The organism is Chryseobacterium soldanellicola (assembly GCF_900100115.1).
Taxonomy (GTDB): Bacteria; Bacteroidota; Bacteroidia; order Flavobacteriales; family Weeksellaceae; genus Chryseobacterium; species Chryseobacterium soldanellicola.
This window is the reverse complement of sequence record NZ_FNKL01000003.1, coordinates 624,576-645,540: the sequence shown is the minus strand read 5'-3', so window position 1 is coordinate 645,540 and position 20,965 is coordinate 624,576. Positions and strand designations below refer to the sequence as shown.

14 protein-coding genes are annotated in these 20,965 nt (G+C 34.1%); 4 read left to right on the top strand and 10 right to left on the bottom strand.

Annotated elements, in window-relative coordinates; all coding sequences use genetic code 11:
- Positions 1–69: 69 nt before the first annotated feature.
- A complete protein-coding gene (locus BLT04_RS12465) occupies positions 70–2,034 on the top strand; it encodes a T9SS type A sorting domain-containing protein (RefSeq protein WP_089756127.1) in 1,965 nt (654 codons plus the stop codon).
- Positions 2,035–2,202: 168 nt separating this feature from the next.
- Here BLT04_RS12465 and BLT04_RS12460 read toward each other — a convergent pair whose 3' ends face one another.
- Complete coding sequence (locus BLT04_RS12460; RefSeq protein WP_089756126.1) at positions 2,203–5,403, bottom strand: hypothetical protein; 3,201 nt, start codon at positions 5,401–5,403, stop codon at positions 2,203–2,205.
- Positions 5,404–5,588: 185 nt separating this feature from the next.
- Between BLT04_RS12460 and BLT04_RS12455 the strand changes: the two genes are divergently transcribed.
- The 3 genes from BLT04_RS12455 (at position 5,589) to BLT04_RS12445 (ending at position 9,656) form a co-directional block, all read left to right on the top strand.
- Positions 5,589–6,356 (top strand): T9SS type A sorting domain-containing protein, encoded by a 768-nt coding sequence (locus BLT04_RS12455; RefSeq protein WP_089756125.1) that lies wholly within the window; start codon positions 5,589–5,591, stop codon positions 6,354–6,356.
- Positions 6,357–6,882: 526 nt separating this feature from the next.
- A complete protein-coding gene (locus tag BLT04_RS12450) occupies positions 6,883–8,298 on the top strand; it encodes a hypothetical protein (protein WP_170828474.1) in 1,416 nt (471 codons plus the stop codon).
- 503 nt (positions 8,299–8,801) lie between these two features.
- Complete coding sequence (locus tag BLT04_RS12445; RefSeq protein WP_089756123.1) at positions 8,802–9,656, top strand: lamin tail domain-containing protein; 855 nt, start codon at positions 8,802–8,804, stop codon at positions 9,654–9,656.
- A gap of 56 nt (positions 9,657–9,712) precedes the next feature.
- On the opposite strand, the gene BLT04_RS12440 is transcribed toward BLT04_RS12445, so the two are convergent.
- The 9 genes from BLT04_RS12440 to BLT04_RS12400 all read right to left on the bottom strand — a co-directional run bounded on the left by BLT04_RS12440 (position 9,713) and on the right by BLT04_RS12400 (position 20,616).
- Positions 9,713–12,550: a gluzincin family metallopeptidase gene (locus BLT04_RS12440; RefSeq protein WP_089756122.1), complete on the bottom strand. Its 2,838-nt coding sequence runs from the start codon at positions 12,548–12,550 to the stop codon at positions 9,713–9,715.
- Positions 12,551–12,587: 37 nt separating this feature from the next.
- Positions 12,588–13,967 carry an orotidine-5'-phosphate decarboxylase gene (gene pyrF / locus BLT04_RS12435; protein ID WP_089756121.1) on the bottom strand — a complete coding sequence of 460 codons (1,380 nt, stop codon included), beginning with the start codon at positions 13,965–13,967 and terminating at the stop codon, positions 12,588–12,590.
- A gap of 225 nt (positions 13,968–14,192) precedes the next feature.
- A complete protein-coding gene (locus BLT04_RS12430) occupies positions 14,193–14,540 on the bottom strand; it encodes a YkvA family protein (RefSeq protein WP_089756431.1) in 348 nt (115 codons plus the stop codon).
- Between the two features lie 83 nt (positions 14,541–14,623).
- A complete protein-coding gene (locus BLT04_RS12425; protein WP_089756120.1) occupies positions 14,624–15,166 on the bottom strand; it encodes a TlpA family protein disulfide reductase in 543 nt (180 codons plus the stop codon).
- 193 nt (positions 15,167–15,359) lie between these two features.
- The gene (locus BLT04_RS12420) at positions 15,360–15,923 is read right to left on the bottom strand and encodes a thioredoxin family protein (protein ID WP_089756119.1); all 564 of its coding nucleotides are present in this window, start codon (positions 15,921–15,923) and stop codon (positions 15,360–15,362) included.
- A 16-nt stretch (positions 15,924–15,939) separates the two neighbouring features.
- Entirely contained in the window at positions 15,940–17,010 is a 1,071-nt protein-coding gene (gene aroC / locus BLT04_RS12415; RefSeq protein WP_089756118.1) for a chorismate synthase, read from the bottom strand.
- Between the two features lie 50 nt (positions 17,011–17,060).
- The gene (locus BLT04_RS12410; RefSeq protein ID WP_089756117.1) at positions 17,061–18,692 is read right to left on the bottom strand and encodes an LIC_10190 family membrane protein; all 1,632 of its coding nucleotides are present in this window, start codon (positions 18,690–18,692) and stop codon (positions 17,061–17,063) included.
- Between the two features lie 53 nt (positions 18,693–18,745).
- On the bottom strand, positions 18,746–19,291 hold the full coding sequence (locus tag BLT04_RS12405; protein ID WP_089756116.1) for a YMGG-like glycine zipper-containing protein: 546 nt from the start codon (positions 19,289–19,291) through the stop codon (positions 18,746–18,748).
- Between the two features lie 494 nt (positions 19,292–19,785).
- A complete protein-coding gene (locus tag BLT04_RS12400; RefSeq protein WP_089756115.1) occupies positions 19,786–20,616 on the bottom strand; it encodes a glycosyltransferase family 2 protein in 831 nt (276 codons plus the stop codon).
- Positions 20,617–20,965: the final 349 nt, after the last annotated feature.

The following is a 20,965-nucleotide window of genomic DNA, read 5'->3' as shown; positions in this document are numbered from 1 at the left end:
TTAATTTTTTAAGTTTTTTATGAATTGTTTAAATATTATGTATATATTTATAATTGAAAAATTAATAATATGAGAAAACTTCTATTTTGTTTTGTAATAGGATTAGCAGCTGCGAATCTTAATGCACAAGTAAACATTGCTGCTACTTCAGGCACAACTACAGGAACTTATACGACATTGAAAGGCGCTTTTGATGCAATCAATGCGGGAACTCACCAGGGAGCTATTAATATCAGCATTACGGCGAGCACGACAGAAACTGCGACGGCAGTCCTGAATGCAAGCGGAGGAACAGCAAGCTATACGTCTGTTGCTATAAAACCTGCAACCGGAGCAACCCCGACTATTTCAGGAAGCTTGGCAAGTTCAACGCTTGTGAGAATTCTTGGAAGTAATATTACCTTAGACGGAAGCAATGCACCATCAGGGACAACTCGCGACCTTACCTTCACAAATACTTCTACAACAGCACCACAGGTGATTAACTTTGTGGCTACAACTCCTGCAGCTGCAAATACGAATATTGTTGTTAAGAATTTAAATATCATAAATGGGATCAATACTTCCACAGCTTTTATTATGTTTGATGGGAATGCAACGCCTACAGGAGGATATTTTAATAATGTAACTATTCAAAATAACGCTATAAAAAAATCATATATAGGGATTTACTTGTTTACAGCAATAGCTGCCGGTAACGGAGCCAATACATTGGTTACAGGTAATGACTTTACTGCAACCGGAACTGATGCTAACCGGCTGGTAGGGGTATATTTACAAGGGCTGGACGGAGCAACTGTCAGTAACAATACAATAGGAAATTTTGAAACCGCCAATGCCGAAATCAAAAGAGGCATCTGGTTTGCAACAGGAACGGTAAACTCATCAATAACATCAAATACCATTACTAATCTTAACTATACAGGGACTGGTGGCGGAGGAGCAACGGGAATTACAGTTACATCGGGAAATACAGGAGCTTCAGCAGCTGCGAATGTTATCATAAGAAGTAATAATATTAATAATTTTACGTCAAGCGGAACAGGTACTATTTTTAGCGGGATTTATGTAGCAGGTACAGGAACAAATGGTGTCATTATCGATAAAAATAAAGTAAGTGCAATTAAGAATACAAATGTAAACGGCTACGGCGCACAGGGAATTTATGTAGCTTCTACAAGCGCAGCTGCCAATACTTTAGTATCGAATAATATCGTCAACGGTGTTTCCGGATACGGATATGCTTCAGGTGGCGGAGTAAACGATAACGGAAGCGGAATCGTAGTCGGTGCAGGCGGAGGATATAAAATCTATTACAATACTGTTGTGATGGATGTGAATCAGATGGTGTCGGGAAGACCGGCCGCGTTCAATGCTTTGTCAACTGTTACTGCTGCCGGAGCAATAGATTTAAGAAATAACATCTTTGTAAACAGCCAGACGCAGGTAGGTGAAAAATATGTGCTTTATTCAGGTTCAGCAAATACAATTTTCTCTAATATTAATTATAATGATTATTATTCTTCAGGAACAAATCTTGGATTTATAGGTTTTGCAAGAGCAGGTTTAGCAGATATACAAGCAGGTTTTGGAGGAAATGTAAATTCTATAAATGTACTTCCGGCATTCGTTTCTGCCACAGATTTCCATTTGGCGACAATGGGCAACACTGCTCTTGATAACAAAGGGACTCCGGTAGCTGAAGTTACCGTGGATGCAGATGGTAATGCAAGAAGTGCTACAACTCCGGATTTAGGTGGTTTCGAATTTACAGCAACAGTATTGGCTGTTCAGGATGCTGCTAAAAAGAATATCAGCTATTATCCAAACCCTGTAACAGACTATATTTACATTAATTACGACAGTAAAATCAAAAATGTAGAAGTCTACAATATGGCAGGACAGAAAATTATCAATGGAAATATAAACGCCGAAAAAGGCGCTGTAGATATGAGAAATGCAGCTCCCGGAGCTTATATTTTAAAAGTGAATTCAGATAAAAACACACAATCAATTAAAATTATTAAAAGGTAAAAACTAGGTGATTGAATAATTATTAAACCCGATTGAAAGATCGGGTTTTTTGTTTTATGTAGTAAACATTATAACGCAAAGTTTGCCTTTAATCAAACCAATTTTGTAGAGATGAGATGTTTATTATCAACTTTAACCAAACCAGTAACCAAAAACCAGCAGCTAAAATTAGAAACTCGCCTTCACCTGCATGCTTCCGATATGGATTGTTCTTTCCCCGGAATTTCTTCCTTCATAATTTAAATTTAATTGTAAAAAAGAATTAATCGCCTGTTGGATAAAAACGCTCCAAACCTGATTTTTTCCAGGCTTTAAGCCATCTAGCATCTGGTTTCCGACGATGCTGAAATTATTTCCCGTAAAATTATTATTAATAAAAGAGAAATTTCCTCTGATAGAAGTTTTCTTACGTTCCCACTGGATCGTTCCGGTGATATCAAAAGCTTTCAAAAGCTCTTCGCCGTCTATTCTTTGCTTTTGGCGGTAAGCGGAAGACAATTCTGCCTGAATGGCATCCGTAAATTTATAAGTTGCCTTTGGTTTTGTTTCAAAATTATTAAGACGATAATCTCTTGTCGCAAACAATTGAGAAGAGTTTTTAATATCATGAACGGAGTTTTCCCAGTCAACCCTGAATTCTTTATTAAACCAGTATCCAATGTTCAGGAAATGAGAGGTTTGCTCCCGTTCTTCATTACTGAAATTGGCATTGACCAGATTATCATTAGAAATAAAACGGTAATTCCCGTTCCAGCCCGATTTTTCTGTCGGACTAAACTGAACTGAGCCTAGAATATTTTGATTTTTAAGAATCTGATCGTCGCTTTTCTCAAATGGATTTAATACCAAAACTTTATCCTTTTTATAAAATGAGTTTTGAGAATTTAAGGAAATATTAAAATTCCAGCGTTTTAAAAATTTATTTTCAGAATTAAAAACCACGGATGGATTGACGAATAAAGCCAGCTGAAGCTTATTTTTATTGGAAGGAAGATACCTTACAGAATTTGTGTAAACCCTGATGTATTGTGCTAAATCAGAATATTCAGCAATTTCAAATTCATCCAGTTGTTGGACGCCGTCGCCGTTGTAATCGGTCCATTTATAAATACCCTGTCCGTCCGTAACTTTAATATATTGGAATTCCCGTTGTGCTTCCTGGCCGTTTCCAAGTTCATAAAAAGCCTGCAAACGCATACCATTTCGGAAAAGCTGTTGATTATAAAGGATATTTCCGACCACGAAATCATTATTTCTGGTCATATCGGCATTTTCCTGATTTTGGTAAAAGAATTTTCTATAGTGAATTAACGCATTTAACGTAGTTTTTTCAGTTTTAATAAGCTGGCTTTCGACCATAATTCCTAAAATATTGTTCATATTCTGAAGCCTGTTGTCGCGTACAGAGTCATTATCCCTCATGTAAAGCTTGGTTAAAAGCTTTGTTCTTGTACTGTCGCCGATTTTTTTCTGAACGAAAATTTCTTTCCAGCTAAAGCTCGTAACATCCATTAGCTGAGTGTCGTTGTATTTTTTCTCGTTGTGTTCCATGCTTCCACCCATTGCCCAGCTTCCTTTCTTTCCGGTGTATTCGGTAGAAACTCCACCACGAATAAATTTGGTATCCTGAAGGGTAGCATTTGTACTTAAATAAGATAAATTTCCTTTAGTGAAAAATTTACCTTTAATCCATCCAAAATCAAGATCATTTTTAATCCCTTTGTAAGAATCCTGCTCATCGAGATAATTGACACGGTAATTTAAGGTGGATTTGTTATTCCATTTGTTTAAAAAGCTGAAAATGAATCTGTTTTGAGTTCTTCCGCTGAATTCCTGAGCTAAGTTAAAGTCTCTTGAGAATTCCACATCATTGATACGGTCCAGAATATGGAATTGTTTGTCAATGTATTGATATTCAAAGCTTGGTGTACCTTTCCATGTATTTTTTGTGAAAGATTTGTTCCCAAAAACTCGGTATGCGTATCCAAAATTCTGTTTTGCATCTTTTGAGGAAAATAAATTGACATCATAATTGCTTAAAGAAATATCTGCGCCTATTTTTCCGTCTTTTAATACATATTCAGAATTAAAAGAGTAAACCTGAGATTTTTCCGGTGAAGGGAGCTTTCTCACGGCTCTGTAATCTCCCAAATTAGGGCCTACATATTCAAAAACACGCCCGTTATTGGTGGTCTGTGTGATTTTATAATCCCCGAGATTGGCTCCGAAAAAAGTATAGGAAACTGTATAAAGCGTTTCGTTTGGATCTGTTGAAAACTGGTAAAAATTACCGTTCGGATTTTGAACCAACCGATATAAAATCTTATTCACATCATATTCCGTAACCACTCCGGAAGGCGCATACATCAGGTTTGGATCGTTTCCGGCATTGGCTAAAATCTGTTCATCTTCCTGAGAAAGATTTAATGAAAGAGGAGCATTTTTGTTGTCATTTTCCATGAACCAATTGAGGCCCAGCTTTAATTTTTCTCTTTTATGTTCAACTTTTCCTGTGAATAAATATCTCGAATAATTTCTGTTGGCATAATTATATGAAATCGTGATAAAGTTTTGCTGGAAAATAGGACGGAAACTGGTAAAAGTAACCTCTCCTGTATTATAATTAATGATATAATCTTGGTTTTCACCACGTTTCATTAAAATACCATCAATGAAAACCTGTTCCGAACCGGAAATCAAGGTAATAAACTGCTCACCGTTTTTCCCGGTCAGACGATAAGGTCCCTGATTGCCTTCAACTCCCTGAAAACGAACTCTATAAAACTCACTTCGCGCAACTCCCATGGAAACATCGACAAGCGTTTTATTTTCTTTTCCAAATTCAGTCTGGAATTCAAGTCCCATGCTTCTCCTCTGGTATTTTGCAAAATAATTTTTTGTTTCGACCAAATCCAAATGTCCCGCTCTAAGAATTGATTTATCCTTAATATTAAGCTGCATATAAATTTTATCAAACTCTTCCAACGTCTGGGTATATCCATCTGCCTGAATCGGTAAATTATGATCTGAAATACTGGCTAAAATCGTGACATCCTTAGAAAGTCTCCCGGAAATCTGCAAATCCATCGAGCTTTGTACAGACTGCCCCTGATTATTCCCAAAAGTGATCCCGCGAATGATGGAACCTTTAGAATTTAATTCTCCTAAAAATCTTTTTTTATCATTCTTTGCCAATACGGCTTCATCGACGATAATTTTATTGTTTGTCCTTACAAAATCTAAAGTATCCTTTGCAAAAATATCCTGCTCAAGCCTTGCGGCCAAAATACTGTCTTTCTTTATGGTATCTTCGGGAAGGTTGGGATTTTTCCATGAAAAAATCTGAGCATTACCAGAGAATATGCCCATCAAAAACAACACGAATACTAAAATGTAATTCCGCAAAGCTTTGAAAATAATTGGTAAAAATAACTAAAAAATGTTAATGGAAAGGGTTTTAGTATTATTAACAATAAATTAACCCAAATATTGTCTTGTTTTGAAAAAAACCTGTAATTTTGCCATGTAAATTATTAATAATTAAAATTTCAGTCATGAAAAAACTTTATTCTTTATTAGCGATAGTTGTATTATCAACAACTGCTTTCGCTCAAACAGTCTTATTAAATGAAACCTTTTCTGCCTACGCACTTGGAGGTAATACTACAAGTACGGGTGCTACAGCTCCTGATGGGACAGATGTTTATACTGCCGGTACCAATGTGGCAAATTTCCCTACAGGAACAAAAGTTTACCAAGCAGGTGGAATGGCTAAATTGGGAACAGGTTCTTTAACAGGTTCAATGACATCTATTCCTTTAAATCTTTCAACAGGTGGAGGATCATTTACTGTAGCTTTTGATGTTAAAGGATGGACAACTGTTGAAGGTGATGTTACAGTTGCAGTTACTAATTTAGCTACACAGACTGTAACTTACACAGCTGTAATGTCAGGTACTACTGAACATAAAACAATCACATTCACTGGAGGTGCTGCTAACTCTACGATCACATTTACAACTACTGCAAAAAGAGCATATATTGATAATGTCGTAGTAACTACAACAGCAACATTAGGAACTAGTGATGTAGTGAGATTACAAAACTCCTTTGTAAAAAACACTTTCGTGAAAAATGAAGGGATCACTTTCGGAGCCCAGGCTAAAGATGTGAAAATTTATAACATGTTTGGACAAGTTGTGAAAACTGCTTCTGTTAAAGAAAACGAAACTTTAAACGTTTCTGATCTTGCAAAAGGAAATTATATCGTTACAGGTAGCGTAAATAACCAACAGGTTTCTCAAAAAATCTTAAAAGACTAATTTTTTAGTTTAGATAAATTTGAAAGAGCCGCTTCACTGAAGCGGCTCTTTTATTATATATAGATAGTTACGTTTGACCGAAATCATCGATAAAAACCTTTCACGGTTTTTCGTCTGTGTCAATTTACTGGATAATATTGTGTGAAGAGGGTCGAAGAATTTAGCTAAAGACCTGAGCTCAATTAATTATGACTTCAAAAGCTCTGTTAGCGAAAATGATGGGACTAATAGCATGAAGGGTTTGAAGTATTTGTAATTTATAAAAATATCATTTCAATGTGAAATAAATTTTTGGTTAAAAATTGTTTTTTTTATGTACTATTTACATACTACTTAACATTAATTTAAGAAAATTTGTTGGCTAAATAAGTTGTAAAATATAATTGATGTCTATGTTATATTATTGTAATTCAAGTATTTATATTATAGTGGTATATCAATGGTAAACCACTTTTTGTGTATTTTATCATTTTCATCATCATATTTGCAAACTAATTTAAACAAGCATTTAAGGATGAAAAAAATTATGATAGCATTTTTATTAATGCTACTTTCGAATGTGATATATTCACAAGTGGGTATAGGAACTCCCACACCAAGAGGAGCACTGGACATTAACAAACCAACAACAAATAATATGGGATTGGTTTTACCTACAAACTCAAGCCCAAATAACATTATCAATCCCTTAGGAGGAAAAGTAATTCCTGGAACTATGATTTATGACAGTACATTAGACTGTGTAAGGATTTATAAAGGGAATAACACATGGAGCAACTGTTTTTGTGAATGCCCTGCCGGAGGAACCGTAACGACTTTAAGCTGTGGAAGTGCCACCAATACAGGCACTCTTGCTAGCGGAACAGCTGCCAGTGGCGTTACCTCTTCAATCCCTTATACAGGGGGTAATGGCGGTCCTTATGCAGCACAAAGTGTTTCTTCTACAGGAGTAACAGGATTAACAGCTACTTTAAGTGCAGGAAACTTTGCCACAGGAAATGGAAATCTTACCTATACAATTACCGGAACACCAACGGGTTCAGGAACAGCCAGTTTTGCCATTGTTATTGGCGGACAATCTTGTACATTCACAAGAACGGTAGCAGGCGATGGAACCATAACAACTTTAAAATGTGGATATGAAACCAATAGCGGTACTCTTGTTAGCGGAACACCTGCCAGTGGTGTTACCTCTTCAGTTCCTTATACAGGGGGTAATGGTGGTCCTTATGCAGCACAAAGTGTCTCTTCTACGGGATTAACAGGACTAACAGCTACTTTAAGTGCAGGAAACTTTGCTAATGGAAATGGTAATCTTATCTATACGATTACCGGAACACCAACCAGGTCAGGAGCAGCCAATTTTACCATTGTTATTGGCGGCAAATCTTGTACAATTACAGTATTTGTAGGTGGTAGTGCTTGTATGACAGATGTATCTGGTCAGTCTTTTAGCAGTACAAACGGAACTCCGATTACATTCAACCAACCCGGCACGGATGGTGGTTTTACACTTGATCTTTACACATTAGATGATTCTTTTGATATGAGTATTAATGGAACATGGATATCTAATAAACAAATTTATACTTATTCTTATAATAGTAATCAACCAGCAACTGTGCGTTTTGCAGATGGTACAAATTACGCCGGACCACTTGATGCAAATCCAAATGGTGTGAGAGTTTATTCTATGACTGGGACTGCATCAAATCCTGTGATGAGAATAATTATTAGTGCTACAGGAAGTATTACAATGTTTGGGAGTAAGACTTCAGGAGGTCCGTTATTTCCTTTAGAATTAATAAATGGTAATTATTTTGATACTGTTGTTTGGAATACTTCAACCGCTAATACTGTAACGGTAACACAATCGACAGTGAACCCACCAACATATATTTCAGGATATGGTTCAGGTAAAAAATCTGTGCCTTGTCCGTAATAGTATCATACTTTTCAGGATCAATAGTCGAAAGTTTTGATGCCAAAAACGGATTGCTTATGGATGGCAATGAGTAATAAGAATAATTTTAGTGCTAAAATTTTAAATTTTAACCTACTGTTTGTAAGTTTAATATTCGGAATCTAAATTCTAATATTTACTACATCAACTTTAATAGTCAAAGGACTTTATCCTTTTTAATTAGTGTTTAGTAAGTCTCTGCTCATTGAGCCGGGGCTTACGTTTTTATATATTGGGCATAAGAGTAGAAGCAGGAAAAGAAATCTTAGAACAGATAACTTAAGCTTTTACCGAAAGTTTTAGGTTTAGATAAGTCTAAATGGCCGCTTCAACAAAGCGGCCGTTTTTTTATGATCCATATAAAAATGTTGCTGCTGACATTTGATTATATTAAAAATATACACGTTATTTTAAGATTAATATAATTTTGTGGTATCATTTTTGCATTTTTCATGATAACACCACACAAAATTATATTTATCATGAAAAAAATATTTACTGTTATCGGAGTAATTTCAGCAGTTGCATTTTTGGATGCACAGATTGTTATTAGTGAGATTTATGGAGGTGGAGGAAATTCAGGAGCCACATTAAAAAATGACTTTATTGAATTAAAAAACATTGGCCCGGCCACAGCCTCCCTTACAGGTGCAACAATACAATATGCTCCCGCTTCAGGGGCTTTCACACAGTATCATACTTTACCGGATATCAGTTTAAATCCCGGACAGACGTATTTAATACAGGAAGCGACCGGCGGTGGCGGAACAGTTAATTTACCAAGTCCGAATTTTATTGCAACAACCGTTATTAATTTTAATGGAACCCCAAATCCATCTATAGGAATCGGAATTGCGGTGACTTCGGGAAAAGTGGTTTTAGCAAGTAATGCAGCGCAGGTTACAGGCCCCACAGCAACCAATGTCCTGGATTTTGTTGGTTACGGAGCCGCAGATCAATATGAAGGCCCGGGACCGGCACCATCACCAGCCACAACAACTTCTATTACAAGAATTTCCGGAGATACGAATAATAATACCGTCGATTTTACGATCGCAACAGCATCGCCAGGAACAGCAACATTGGCTGTTTCAGATATCAATGATATTGGAGCTAAATTTAATTTCATTCAAAATGCTTTTGTAAAAGAAAATGAATTGCTTTTCGGAACTGAGGTGAAAAATATTAAGATTTATAATACAGCAGGCGGAATCATAAAAAGAACATCAACAAAAAATATTTTAAGTTTAGATGTGTCAGATTTGCCAAAAGGAAATTATATCGTTATAGGAACGATTAATAACGAACCCGTCTCGCAGAAAATTTTAAAAGATTAGTTTAAGATAATTTTATCCAGTAAACAGTTACATTTTTTTGTAGCTGTTTTCTTTATTTAGTACCAGCCTCTTCTTGCAGCATTGATGATAGAACCAAGATTTAAAACCAAAGTATATCTGATTCTTTTTGCATAATCTTTAAAAGAAGGCTCAAAACCTAAAGAAGACTGAATCGGGAAATACACTTCCAGAAAATCAGGAATTACACGCACTTTGATCCCGGTATCCCAAATAAACTGCGTTGGCTGGTTTTTGTTTTTATAAACTCCCGCGTCAGCATACACATGAAAAATTTTCCAGACACTCGAATCTACGTTGAAAGAGGTAATCCATTGATTGACACTTCCCGGAAGAAAAGATTTGAAACCTCCGTCAGCCAAGATATACTGCTGTGACAAAAGCCCGCTATTGGCACTTTGACCTAAAAGATTATAGGAAAAAGAATAGTCAGAGACTCTTGAAATACCGTAATTGAAAGTATTATTTCGGGTATCATTTCTCATGAAATATCCGGTAAATAGTCTTAAACTTAATTTTTGTTTTGGCGCAAATTCCCATCTGTAAAAAGCTTCTGCATTGATTTTGTTAAAATCTTCCATCCCTTGAGTGCTTATGCTTATACTTTTTTCATGAATCATCTGATTATCGGTATATCCATAACCTAAACTCCAAAGATTGTATTTCCCGTAATCCTGTTTGGCAATCATTGCAGGGCTCAAATCTCTTTCAAAATAATTGTAAGAAAAGGCAATTCCGCGGCTTACCGTGCTCCTTGGGTTTTTTCTGAAGTTTAAACTAGAGAAAAACGATGCTTTTCTGTATGCCAAATCATAATCATAATGAAAATACGAACCTGAAACTCCAAAAGTCAAGCTTCGCACAATGCTTTCAGCGGGTAAAAAAGAATAGGAAACGGCTCCTGAACCCACAAGTTTGTTGGTTCCCGTACTGTAAGTTGGCGTTACGGAATACAGGAATTTCTGCTCAAATAACGATTGATTTTTAAAATTGATTCCCAAAGTAAATTTATCATACGTATTATTAAAACGTACTTTCGGACTTATATAAATTTCACTGAATTCAGGATTTGGAATGTCTTTTATTAGCTTAAATTTAATTTTTCGCGTATTTGAAAACAATCCTTTTGTATAGAGAAAATTATCCTTATAATTTGATTCCGGGAAAATATAATCGTTATTGAGCGTTATTTTGTAAATATCAAGGGAGGGAATCGAAACAACTTTTGTTTTTTCATTTTCCTCAGTTTCAACCCAATACGTTTTTTTATCGCCGTCTTTCGTTTGCGTTTCCAGTTTTACAGGAATTGCCGCATCGGTATTTTTTGTCAGTTTAATATGCAAAGAATCACCTTCTCTTCTGAAATTTTTTAGTTTAAAATTAACTCTGTTTTTTTGCTCTAAAAAATTAGATAAATACTGAGTTCTTTTGTCTTTTTCAGCCAGCTCTTTCAGAAAATCTTTTGGGTCAGCTTCTTTGTCGGTATTTTTTGCAATATAATCTTTTAACAGGTTATTGAAGTTTTCATAACCCATTTTCTCAGCAGAATAGCTGAACAGGCTTCCTGTTTCAAAGCTGCTGATTGCCATGTCATTAAAATTACTTAAAACAGAAAATTTTTCGTCGATTTTCTGATCGAGATTTTGCGACATAATATATTGATAAGCCAGCCCATAACGATCGATAAGCTTTACATTTGATGCATGAAATAATTTTAATGGCTTTACTCCTAATATTTTAGTTTCAGGAAGATTTCCCAATAATTTTGTTTCGCTGTAAAACTTTTTGATATATTGAATTTCCAGATAAGATTTTAAACCATTTTTAAACCAATGATTATCCTGTTTATCTGTAATAATACTTTCGTCTAATATTTTTTTTGCGATGATTCCGAAATAGTCGAGATCTGTTTTTTCTGCATCTGTAAATAACTGGAATTTAAAAGTCAAAAATTTAATGTCATTATTCCCGAAAAAATCTTCTTTACCCCTGAATTTATCAGAAATAAACAATCTTTCAGGAACAAAACCAATTCTTTCTTTCAGGAATTTTAAGTGCAAAGGAAGGTAAAATTCCAAACTTTGTTTTTCCTGTGGTTTTATATTATACCCGAATTTTATTTCGGTATTAATATCTTCTGTGTTAATTTTTATCGAAGGATATTCGTTTTGGGAAATTAAAAACTCAGGATCCGTATCCAGATAACCTTTAAAAGAATTCATCTGAATTTGTGAAAGATTACTTTCAATAAAATAATTGACAGGAAGGTCAAAATTGACCGTCCAGTACGTGTTGAAGCTTACGGATTCTTCAATATCGTGATAATTTCTCGTAGAAATATTGTCCGGATCAAAACGATCCGGAACAATAAAGAAATATTTTAAAGCTATATTTTGATCAGATGTTCCGTAGCCTGTAAATTTCTTATCAGGAAGCTGCATCTGATATTGCAGTTGTAATTTGACGCTTTCTCCGGGCTCTAAACTTTCATTTAAGGGAAGAAAAATATTTTCGTCAGAAACAGAACTTACAGGAATTGATTGATCTCCGTTTTTAATATTTAGGTTTAAAATTTTACCTAATTCTTCATTTTTAGCAAAATGAAGATCGTTATTTCTGTCTTCCAGCTTTCTGTATACCAAAGAAGTACCTCTTTTATTGTAAGCAGAAACCCAGTTGAGAAGTTTTATTCTACTTAAATCTTTCCCGGAATTGTTATAATAAACCACTTCCTGATTGATTTCCAGCACTTTTTTATCCGAAGACAATTTTGCTTCAACATAAATGCTGTCCTTTTGTGCAGAAACCTCCACAACACCCAACAAAATAAGACAAATACTAATAACTTTTCTCAACACTTTTCGATAAAGTATCAAATATAACTTATTTTGAATATAAGTAAGGAAAGAAAAATTAATTCTGAGTTACTTTTTTCTCTAAAGAATTCAAATAGGCGTTCCAGCCTTCATTTTTATAAGTTATAGCTGCCTGTTCAGGGTTTTCAGACTTATAAATTCCTCTTCCAACGATAATGAAATCTGTGTGAAGTGTTTTAAAAACATGATCAGGTGTATTGTACTGCTGACCTTTTCCGTCTCCTGAATCCGCAAGATTTACTCCCGGAGTGAACAGTAAAAGGTCTTCCGGAATTTCGTTTTGAGAAACTCCACCAATTACGTTTGGATGAGATAAAGCTACTTTTAAGGCTTCTTCTCTGTAAGAATTTGTCGTTAAAGTACCTTTTGAAGACATTCCGATAATCGCCACAACACCTACATTTTTGAAGCAGTCTAGCGATTCAAAACCGCCAATCACCTGAGAAGTAACGAAATCTGCCCAATCAGTAATTTTAAAAACTCCACTTGTAAACTGAAGTTCCTGAGTGTTTCCGATATCGGCAAATTTTCTGTCTTCCATTAATAAAAACTGGTATTTTGTAGCCAATTGTTTCAACGGGATGATTGTTTTTTCGTAATCAAAATCAGAAATGATATCGATGTGAGTCTTTAATGCAATAATATGTGGGCCTACTTTTTCCGCCAATTCCAACAGCTCCTGAGTTGTCGTAACGTCAGCAGAAGCAATAAGGTTGGATTGCTTTGCTAGAGCTGTTTCTAATAATTTTTTTGAAACCGAATGTTGCGAGCATTCTAATTTTTTCTCGTAAGAAGATCTTGTTTTTTCTTCAAACTGAATATGGTTTCCCTGTAAGAAATCGTGAATTCTTTTTACTTCTTCATCTGTCAGTTCTCCATTTTCCTGAAGAATATTGCAGACTTCCGAAATATTGAAAAGTGTGTGAACTCTGTATCCTTTGCTTTCCAAAAGCTGTTTTCCGCCCTGCTCTCTGTCTAAAACAACAACGATATCAGCAACTTTCAGATCTTCCTGCTCAACTTCGGCGATGGTTTCTATCAAAGATTTTCCGGAAGTAATTACGTCTTCTACCAAAAGACAGTTTTGCCCTTTTTGATAAATTCCTTCAATTAATTTTTTTGTGCCGTAATTTTTAGCTTCTTTTCTCTTGATAATCAACGGAATGTAGCTTTCCAAAGACATTGCTGTTGCCATCGGAAGTGCAGCGTAAGGAACCCCGCAGATCAGATCGAAATTATCCAAAGGGAGCATTTCCAGTAAATAATTCGCAAGATTTTTTAAAATTTTAGGATCTGAAGCCAAAGGTCTTAAGTCTACATAAAACGGACTTTCAATACCACTTTTTAAAGTGAATCTTCCGAATTTTATGATACCTAGCTTGTAGCACTCCAAAAAGAATTCTTTTTTACTTTCCATTATTTTTTATTAGATGTTGCAAATTTAAGGAAATGATGTTAAAAGTCAATTGTGAATTTTGCTTCGCAAGTGAAAAAGTGAATTGTGAGTTTTACTTCGTAAGTTAATGGTCAATTTTTTAATTAAAATTTTTTCAGTGCGATTTTAAAATTCACTGAGAAGCAGATTAACAATTGACAATTCACTTTAAAATAATAAAAAACCATCTTTAAAGATGATTTTTTATTATTTTATAATTTCGGCATCGATTACTTTTGCATCGCTGTCTTTATATTTTTGTTCGGCTTCCCAAAGCAAGAATTTGTCGACTTCCCGGATCAGCTTCGGAATTGTTAATGACAACACTGCCAGATCATCCATAACGCCTATTACCGGAAGTGCAAAATCAGGAAGCAGATCAATTGGGGAGATCACATATAATAATCCTAATAGCGGCAGAATAATATCCAGTGATTTTGTAGGATACGATCCTTTTCTCCACATTTTTACCATTCTGAAAATATCAGGTATTTTTTTAACGAAGCCTTTATGGCTGATTGCTTCTTTTGCTAAATTTAATTTAGAATACTTCATTTTGTGTTTAGTTTTTAAATAATTTCTTAACAATACAGATTTCGCAAATTTTGTACCAACTAATTATAAAATTTAGTTAAAAATTATTTAATAATATTGTCAATGAATTGATGTACAGATTCTGTGTTCCAATCTCTGTACGCATCTTCTTTAATTAAAATCCTTCCATTTTTGTCTAAAAGAAAAGTTGTAGGGAATACTTTTGGTAACAATTTTTCAGAAATCGGGCTTTGAGCGATATAAACGGGAACGTTGTATTTATTTTCTGCTAAAAATTTTCTTACGGCAGGTTCCTGATCATTCATCGCGATTAATACAAAATCTACATTTCCTTTTCTAGTGTCATATAATTTTTGAATGGTAGGCCATTCTTTTCTGCACGGTGGGCACCAGGTCCCCCAAAAATTCAGAAAAACAGGTTTTTTGCCTTTAAAATTTTTCAGATTCGTGCTCGGAACATTTATTCCCTGTAAATCGATATCGTAATCTTCATCACTGATGTGAACGGCATTTTCAATGGTTGCGATCGGGAAAAACAGCTCTTTCAATTTGTCTTTCACCCCCGGAACAAAAGCGATGACTCCGATAATGGCTATTAATATGATATAAATTAAATTTTTCTTCATTTTTACTTTTTTAATAAAAATTATTTTAAATCTGTAAATTTTGAATTGCAAAAAGTTGATTCTGTTGAGATCCTTCGACTGCTTTGCGCTCAGGATGACGTCGCTAATACTAATTGTCTTTTATAAGCGGTATAATTTACCGGTGTCATCCTGAGCGCAAAGCAGTCGAAGGATCTTTTAAATGTTAATTTAATTACAACAATTCCAATATTTCCTGCACGGCATCTTTGCCTCTGTTTTTTGCATAATACATTTGAAGATCATTATAAAAATGATCTTTTGTATAATTTTCGGGATCTGCTTTGTATTTCATCAACAATTCTTTTCCGTATTTTGGACGTGGTCCCCAGGAATTTTTTACGTTAAAATCTTTATCCAGAATAATAACTTTCGGAATAGACTCTGTTCCGTTTGTCAAAAATTGGTTGATTAAGCTTTTATCATTATCTCTAAGGAAAATTCTTACGTCGTTTTTACCTTCAAAAAATTTAACTAAAACAGGCACTGTTGCGCTTGCATCGCCACACCAAACCTCGGAAATGATTAAAATTTTCCCGTCAAAGTTTTTTGAGGTTAATTCTTTTAATTGTTCTTCATCCGGGATGTACTTTTTTAAGGTCCTGTCCATTCTCTGAAGTCCCAATTCGTAATAGTGTTTGTAATCAATTTCTTGTTGATTAGATGGATTTTCAAGCCTTTCTCTTCCTATGTGTACATATTCTTCGAAAGAAATCCCTTTTTCCCAGTAATTTTCCATTACTAAAAATTTATATTTAAAAATTATTGATATTTCTGGTTTTGTTGATCAAAAATAGGTCAGCCAGCACAAAAGCGGCTAAGCTTTCTACAACGGGAACAGCTCTCGGAACTACGCAGGGATCATGTCTTCCTTTTCCTTCTACGATGGCTGGATTTCCGTATTTGTCGACACTTTCCTGAGGTCTTAAAATCGTAGCTACAGGTTTGAAAGCCACCCGGAAATAAATATCCATTCCATTAGAAATTCCACCCTGGATTCCTCCTGAAAGATTGGATTTTGTTGTAAAATCTTCATTGAAAAGATCGTTGTGTTCTTTTCCTGTCATTTTTGCACCGCAGAATCCGCTTCCGTATTCAAAACCTTTTGCGGCATTGATATTTAACATGGCCTTTCCTAATTCTGCCTGAAGCTTTGAAAAAACCGGTTCACCAATTCCTACAGGAACATTTTTAATGACACAGGTAATTGTTCCGCCGATCGTGTTGCCTTCTTTTTTGATCTCTTTAATTTTTGAAATCATTTTTTCTGCAGTTTCCGCATCAGGGCAACGGACTTCATTGCTTTCGGTTTTTGAAAAATCTAAAGCCTGATAGGGTTTTTCACAGAAAATTTCTCCGACTGATGAAACATAAGCGTTAATCTCAATATTTGATAACAATTGTTTTGCTAAAGCTCCGGCAACCACCCAATTGATGGTTTCCCTGGCAGAAGATTTTCCTCCGCCACGATAATCTCTTACTCCAAATTTCTGATCGTACGTAAAATCTGCATGACTCGGACGATACGAATCGGCGATGTGATCGTAGTCGTTTGATCTTTGATTTTCGTTTTCGATGATAAAACCAATGGGAGTTCCGGTTGTTTTTCCGTCAAAGATTCCTGACATGAATTTTACGGTGTCGCTTTCTTTTCGCTGAGTAACAATAGCCGACTGGCCGGGCTTTCTGCGATCCAATTCGTATTGAATTTTATCGAAATCAACCGTTAAACCTGCCGGAAAATTATTGATTATCCCACCATAAGCCAGACCGTGGCTTTCCCCAAATGTTGTAAGACTGAGAAGATTACCTAGAGTATTTAACATGACACAAATTTACGGCTTTTTCTTCACATAAAATTACCCGGAAATTTGTTCTATTTATACGAATTGTTGATAGAATTGATAATGTTTTGAGCTTCTTTTTTGTCTTCAGGATTTAATTTTTTCCACATAAATCCTTTTTTGATATTGTTTTTATCAATTAATTGAGGGGAAATTCCTGCTTTTTCATAATCAAAAATATAACTTGATGAAATTGCCGGAGTTGGAGTTTCATAATTATAAGGATATTTTCTTGAAACATTGAATTTCAGATTTCCGACCTTAAAAGTATCAAACGGTGTAGGTTCGTACACTGAAGGTTTGTAAAGTTGCTCAACTTTGAATTTCCCTATGAAATTTCCTAATCTGAAGCTCGGTAAATAAGTTTGTAGAATATTTGGTAAAATAAGCAATCCAACGGAAATAATACTTAAAAAAGAAAATGCAGCAATTGATTTTTTTTTGTCAAAATAAGTAAAGAAAATAACGAAAAAGATCACGAAAAATACATCAATAAAAAATCTGTATTGCGCTGAAAATAACAAAACCAAAATGCTTTTTATAATTAATGAAATACAGATCAATAAAATGATTTTTTTCTTTTTAACGAAAGCAAAAACTGAGAATATTATTAAGCTTATGATAAAAAGAATATTAATTTTTGATTTAATTCCGTTTAAAAAAAGCCAGTTTTTAATATAATTAAATGAAGAGAATTTTTGAATTTCCTCATAAGAATATTGCATATCGTAGGTTTTCTGAATAGCATATTGTGAAGAAATCTTTAAAACTTCAGGATTTGGTTTCCAGTAAACTCCAATATCTATAATTGAAACAGGGAAAATCGGATGTCCGAACGTCCATATATTTTTAATGAAAAACAGGAAAATGATTAAAATTCCCGGAAGCAGATTTTTAAAATCAGATTTAACAATTAATATAGTGTAGAAAAAGCTCAAAATCGGCAGCCAGATCATCGTTGGTTTTATGGCAAAAACAAAAACGGAAAAAGCAAATAGGAGGGAAGTATTTTTATTTTTAAGTAAAATTTCATTTAAAATAATTAATGAAAAAATAATGACTGGCAAATCCGGGCTTGGCGACTGTGAAAATAAAAGCAGAACCGGAATGAAACACAGCTGGATCCAGCTTTTCTTTTCAATACTATAAATTACGTAAATAATCAATAGAACAGCATTCATTCTCAAAAATGGATCCGAAAAATTTGAAAATCCTGCCTGAAAAATATGCCATACCGACATTTGTCCCAAAGTAAGATCAAGATTTGAAATTCCTTTGACTAAACCATATTCTGTGAGCCATTTTATCGTCGGAACATAATATCCGAAATGATCCAATATATAAGGATAGTAAGAACTGCAGAATAAAATAATTAATGAAATACTTAATAATAAAAAATAATCTTTCTTTAAAAACTGAAATTCCTGATATAATTTATCTTTAAAAAAGAAAAAAATACCGATCAGAACTGTAAAAATTTCTACATATATATTTAAAGGAAGAAAAAATGCAAGAATCGTCCAAAAAATGCTGACTCCAAAAATTCCCAATAAAATTTTTCCTGAAATTCCTGAAAAAGACGTTCTGATAATACTTTCAACGGCCTTTCCTAGACCTAAAAGAGCCGGAATAATGAGAATTGTTGAAAAAAGAATTAAAAGCATAAAAAAAAGATTGCCTAAAAATAAGCAATCTTTCTATGTTATCGTGAAAATAATTAATTACGTGGCTGTACTCTTCCGTCTTTTCTGTCACCCGCTCTACCGATCGTATAACCAGTTGCACCCCCTACAACACCGCCGATTACGGCACCAAGTCCTCTGTTTTTCTTAGCAATAATTGCACCTGCAGCAGCACCACCTACAGTACCGATAATTGTACCTTTTGCGGCTTTACTCATCCCTTTTTTCTGGGTTGCAGTTGTCCCCTGTGATGCATTGCTGCCGTTATTGGCATAATTTCCGTTGCTGGAAGAGCTCGGATTGTCTCTATATATGGTGTGTGTTTCTCTGATTACCTGTGGTTTTGAGTTGGCAGCCGCTGTTTTTGCTTTTTGAGCTTCTACGGTGCTGTCGGCTTTTTTCTGCGCTTCGTAAGCCATTTTTTCTTTCTCAATGGCTAATTTTTGCTTTTCTATCTCAAGTTGTCTCATCTGGAATTCCATTTTTTGCTGATCCAGTGATTTCTCTGCTACCTGATCGTCTTTTTTACAGGCTGTCAATAAAAAAACTGACAATAAACCTGTTATTACTATATTTTTCATAATCCAAATTTTAAACTCATTTAAGTCAAATCGACTTTGATGTTATATTTCCAATTATGAAGCCAAGTTTAAGTTAAGTAATGTTAAAAATTCAGAAAATATCTTAAAATACTGAATGTCAGTTGGTTTTTTATTTTAATGTTGATTCATTATTGTCTTGCTTTTTTAATTCCCTAATATGATTACGCTCATATTTTTTTTATTGATTTGTTTATATATTTGAATTAATTCTTTCTTAAGCATACTTTTTTAGACCTATATTTTTCAGGCTCCTTTTACTAGGGGTCTTTTTTTTGAATTAAGTAATATGATTGTAATCATAAATTAAACCAACATTATAAATTAAATTTGTTATAATTTATATTCCGATATAAAAAATTTTTTTTCATCATTTGTGTTTTTTGCCTCCTTTTTAGGGGGCTTTTTTTATTTGGAAACCAAAAATCCTTTCAATTTGAAAGGATTTGATATAAAGTTGTTTTTTTAAAGCAACCTTAATTTTGAAATATAGATTTTGCTTTGGCCTGTATTCTGTACAATATTTTGGTCTGATATTCCAAAAGCTTGTAAATTTCCTCAGAATTTGTGTACTCTTTTGGGACAGGTCTGTTATTTATGGTCTCGATTCCTCTTCTTTTCATGGATTCGTGAATCACTTTTGCAAAAGAATCTTTTGCTCCCTGCTTAGAGCTTTGCTGGGAAATTCCACTTGAGTGCAGCCTGTATTTATACAATACTTCTTGGATAAATTTTGGATTTCCGTGCTCCAATAATTTTAAATAAAGATCCTGATCTACTGCACTTCTTAAATTCGGGTTTATTCCGGAAGTTTTTAAATAAATATCTCTTTTAAAAACAAAAAATGCAGATATTTGAATAGGACAGTTAAAAAAATACTTATCGTTTTGTACCTGCTTGATCTTATCAAAGGTCTTTTGCGGACTCATATTTTCATCACAAAACTGGAGTTGTGAATAGGTTGCGATTATTTCGTTATTTAACTCAAATTCTTCCAAAGAGCGTTCTACAGCATAAGGAAATAAGGCGTCATCCGGATCCAGATATGCACAAAAATGTCCTGTTGCCAACTCAGCACACCTTCTTTTTGTATAACCGCAACCTTTGTTGGTTTCGTTGGATATTAAAATAAAACGGTTATCATTTTTAATAATTTCCCTGATGATTTCCAAAGAATTGTCTGTGGAACAGTCATCCACGATAATAGCTTCCCAATTTTCATGGGTTTGGTTCACTAAAGAGTGATAGCAGTCTTCAAAATACTTTCCGTTATTATAATTTGCGATTAAGATTGAAACTTTTTTCACTTTTTAATGAATTAAAATTATTTACCAAAAATAAAGAATAAAATAAATTAAAAACATGACTGTAATCAGCTTATTTTTAAAATATTTTCCTTATTTTATATTATTTTGAAGTAAAAAATTCTAATAAACAATTATTTATGTAGATTATGTAATGTGCTGTAGGTTAATTGTTTAAGTTGATGATTAAATTTAATTTGAGACATCAAGCAATCCAGTCCTAAAGAACATATTAATGAATATTTAATGAAAAGTTTAAATGTAATACATAAATCAGACTCAATTTTATTAAGCTAAAATAAGTTTTTGTAAATTAATTTTTGAGCTTAATTGAATAATATTTTAATGTGAA

What these genes read in the sequence shown, in the direction of transcription:
- BLT04_RS12465 (WP_089756127.1), top strand. Translation starts at nt 70, where the DNA reads ATGAGAAAACTTCTATTTTGTTTTGTAATAGGATTAGCAGCTGCGAAT.
- BLT04_RS12460 (WP_089756126.1), bottom strand. Translation starts at nt 5,403, where the DNA reads ATGGGCATATTCTCTGGTAATGCTCAGATTTTTTCATGGAAAAATCCC.
- BLT04_RS12455 (WP_089756125.1), top strand. Translation starts at nt 5,589, where the DNA reads ATGAAAAAACTTTATTCTTTATTAGCGATAGTTGTATTATCAACAACT.
- BLT04_RS12450 (WP_170828474.1), top strand. Translation starts at nt 6,883, where the DNA reads ATGATAGCATTTTTATTAATGCTACTTTCGAATGTGATATATTCACAA.
- BLT04_RS12445 (WP_089756123.1), top strand. Translation starts at nt 8,802, where the DNA reads ATGAAAAAAATATTTACTGTTATCGGAGTAATTTCAGCAGTTGCATTT.
- pyrF (WP_089756121.1), bottom strand. Translation starts at nt 13,967, where the DNA reads ATGGAAAGTAAAAAAGAATTCTTTTTGGAGTGCTACAAGCTAGGTATC.
- BLT04_RS12430 (WP_089756431.1), bottom strand. Translation starts at nt 14,540, where the DNA reads ATGAAGTATTCTAAATTAAATTTAGCAAAAGAAGCAATCAGCCATAAA.
- BLT04_RS12425 (WP_089756120.1), bottom strand. Translation starts at nt 15,166, where the DNA reads ATGAAGAAAAATTTAATTTATATCATATTAATAGCCATTATCGGAGTC.
- BLT04_RS12420 (WP_089756119.1), bottom strand. Translation starts at nt 15,923, where the DNA reads ATGGAAAATTACTGGGAAAAAGGGATTTCTTTCGAAGAATATGTACAC.
- aroC (WP_089756118.1), bottom strand. Translation starts at nt 17,010, where the DNA reads ATGTTAAATACTCTAGGTAATCTTCTCAGTCTTACAACATTTGGGGAA.
- BLT04_RS12410 (WP_089756117.1), bottom strand. Translation starts at nt 18,692, where the DNA reads ATGCTTTTAATTCTTTTTTCAACAATTCTCATTATTCCGGCTCTTTTA.
- BLT04_RS12405 (WP_089756116.1), bottom strand. Translation starts at nt 19,291, where the DNA reads ATGAAAAATATAGTAATAACAGGTTTATTGTCAGTTTTTTTATTGACA.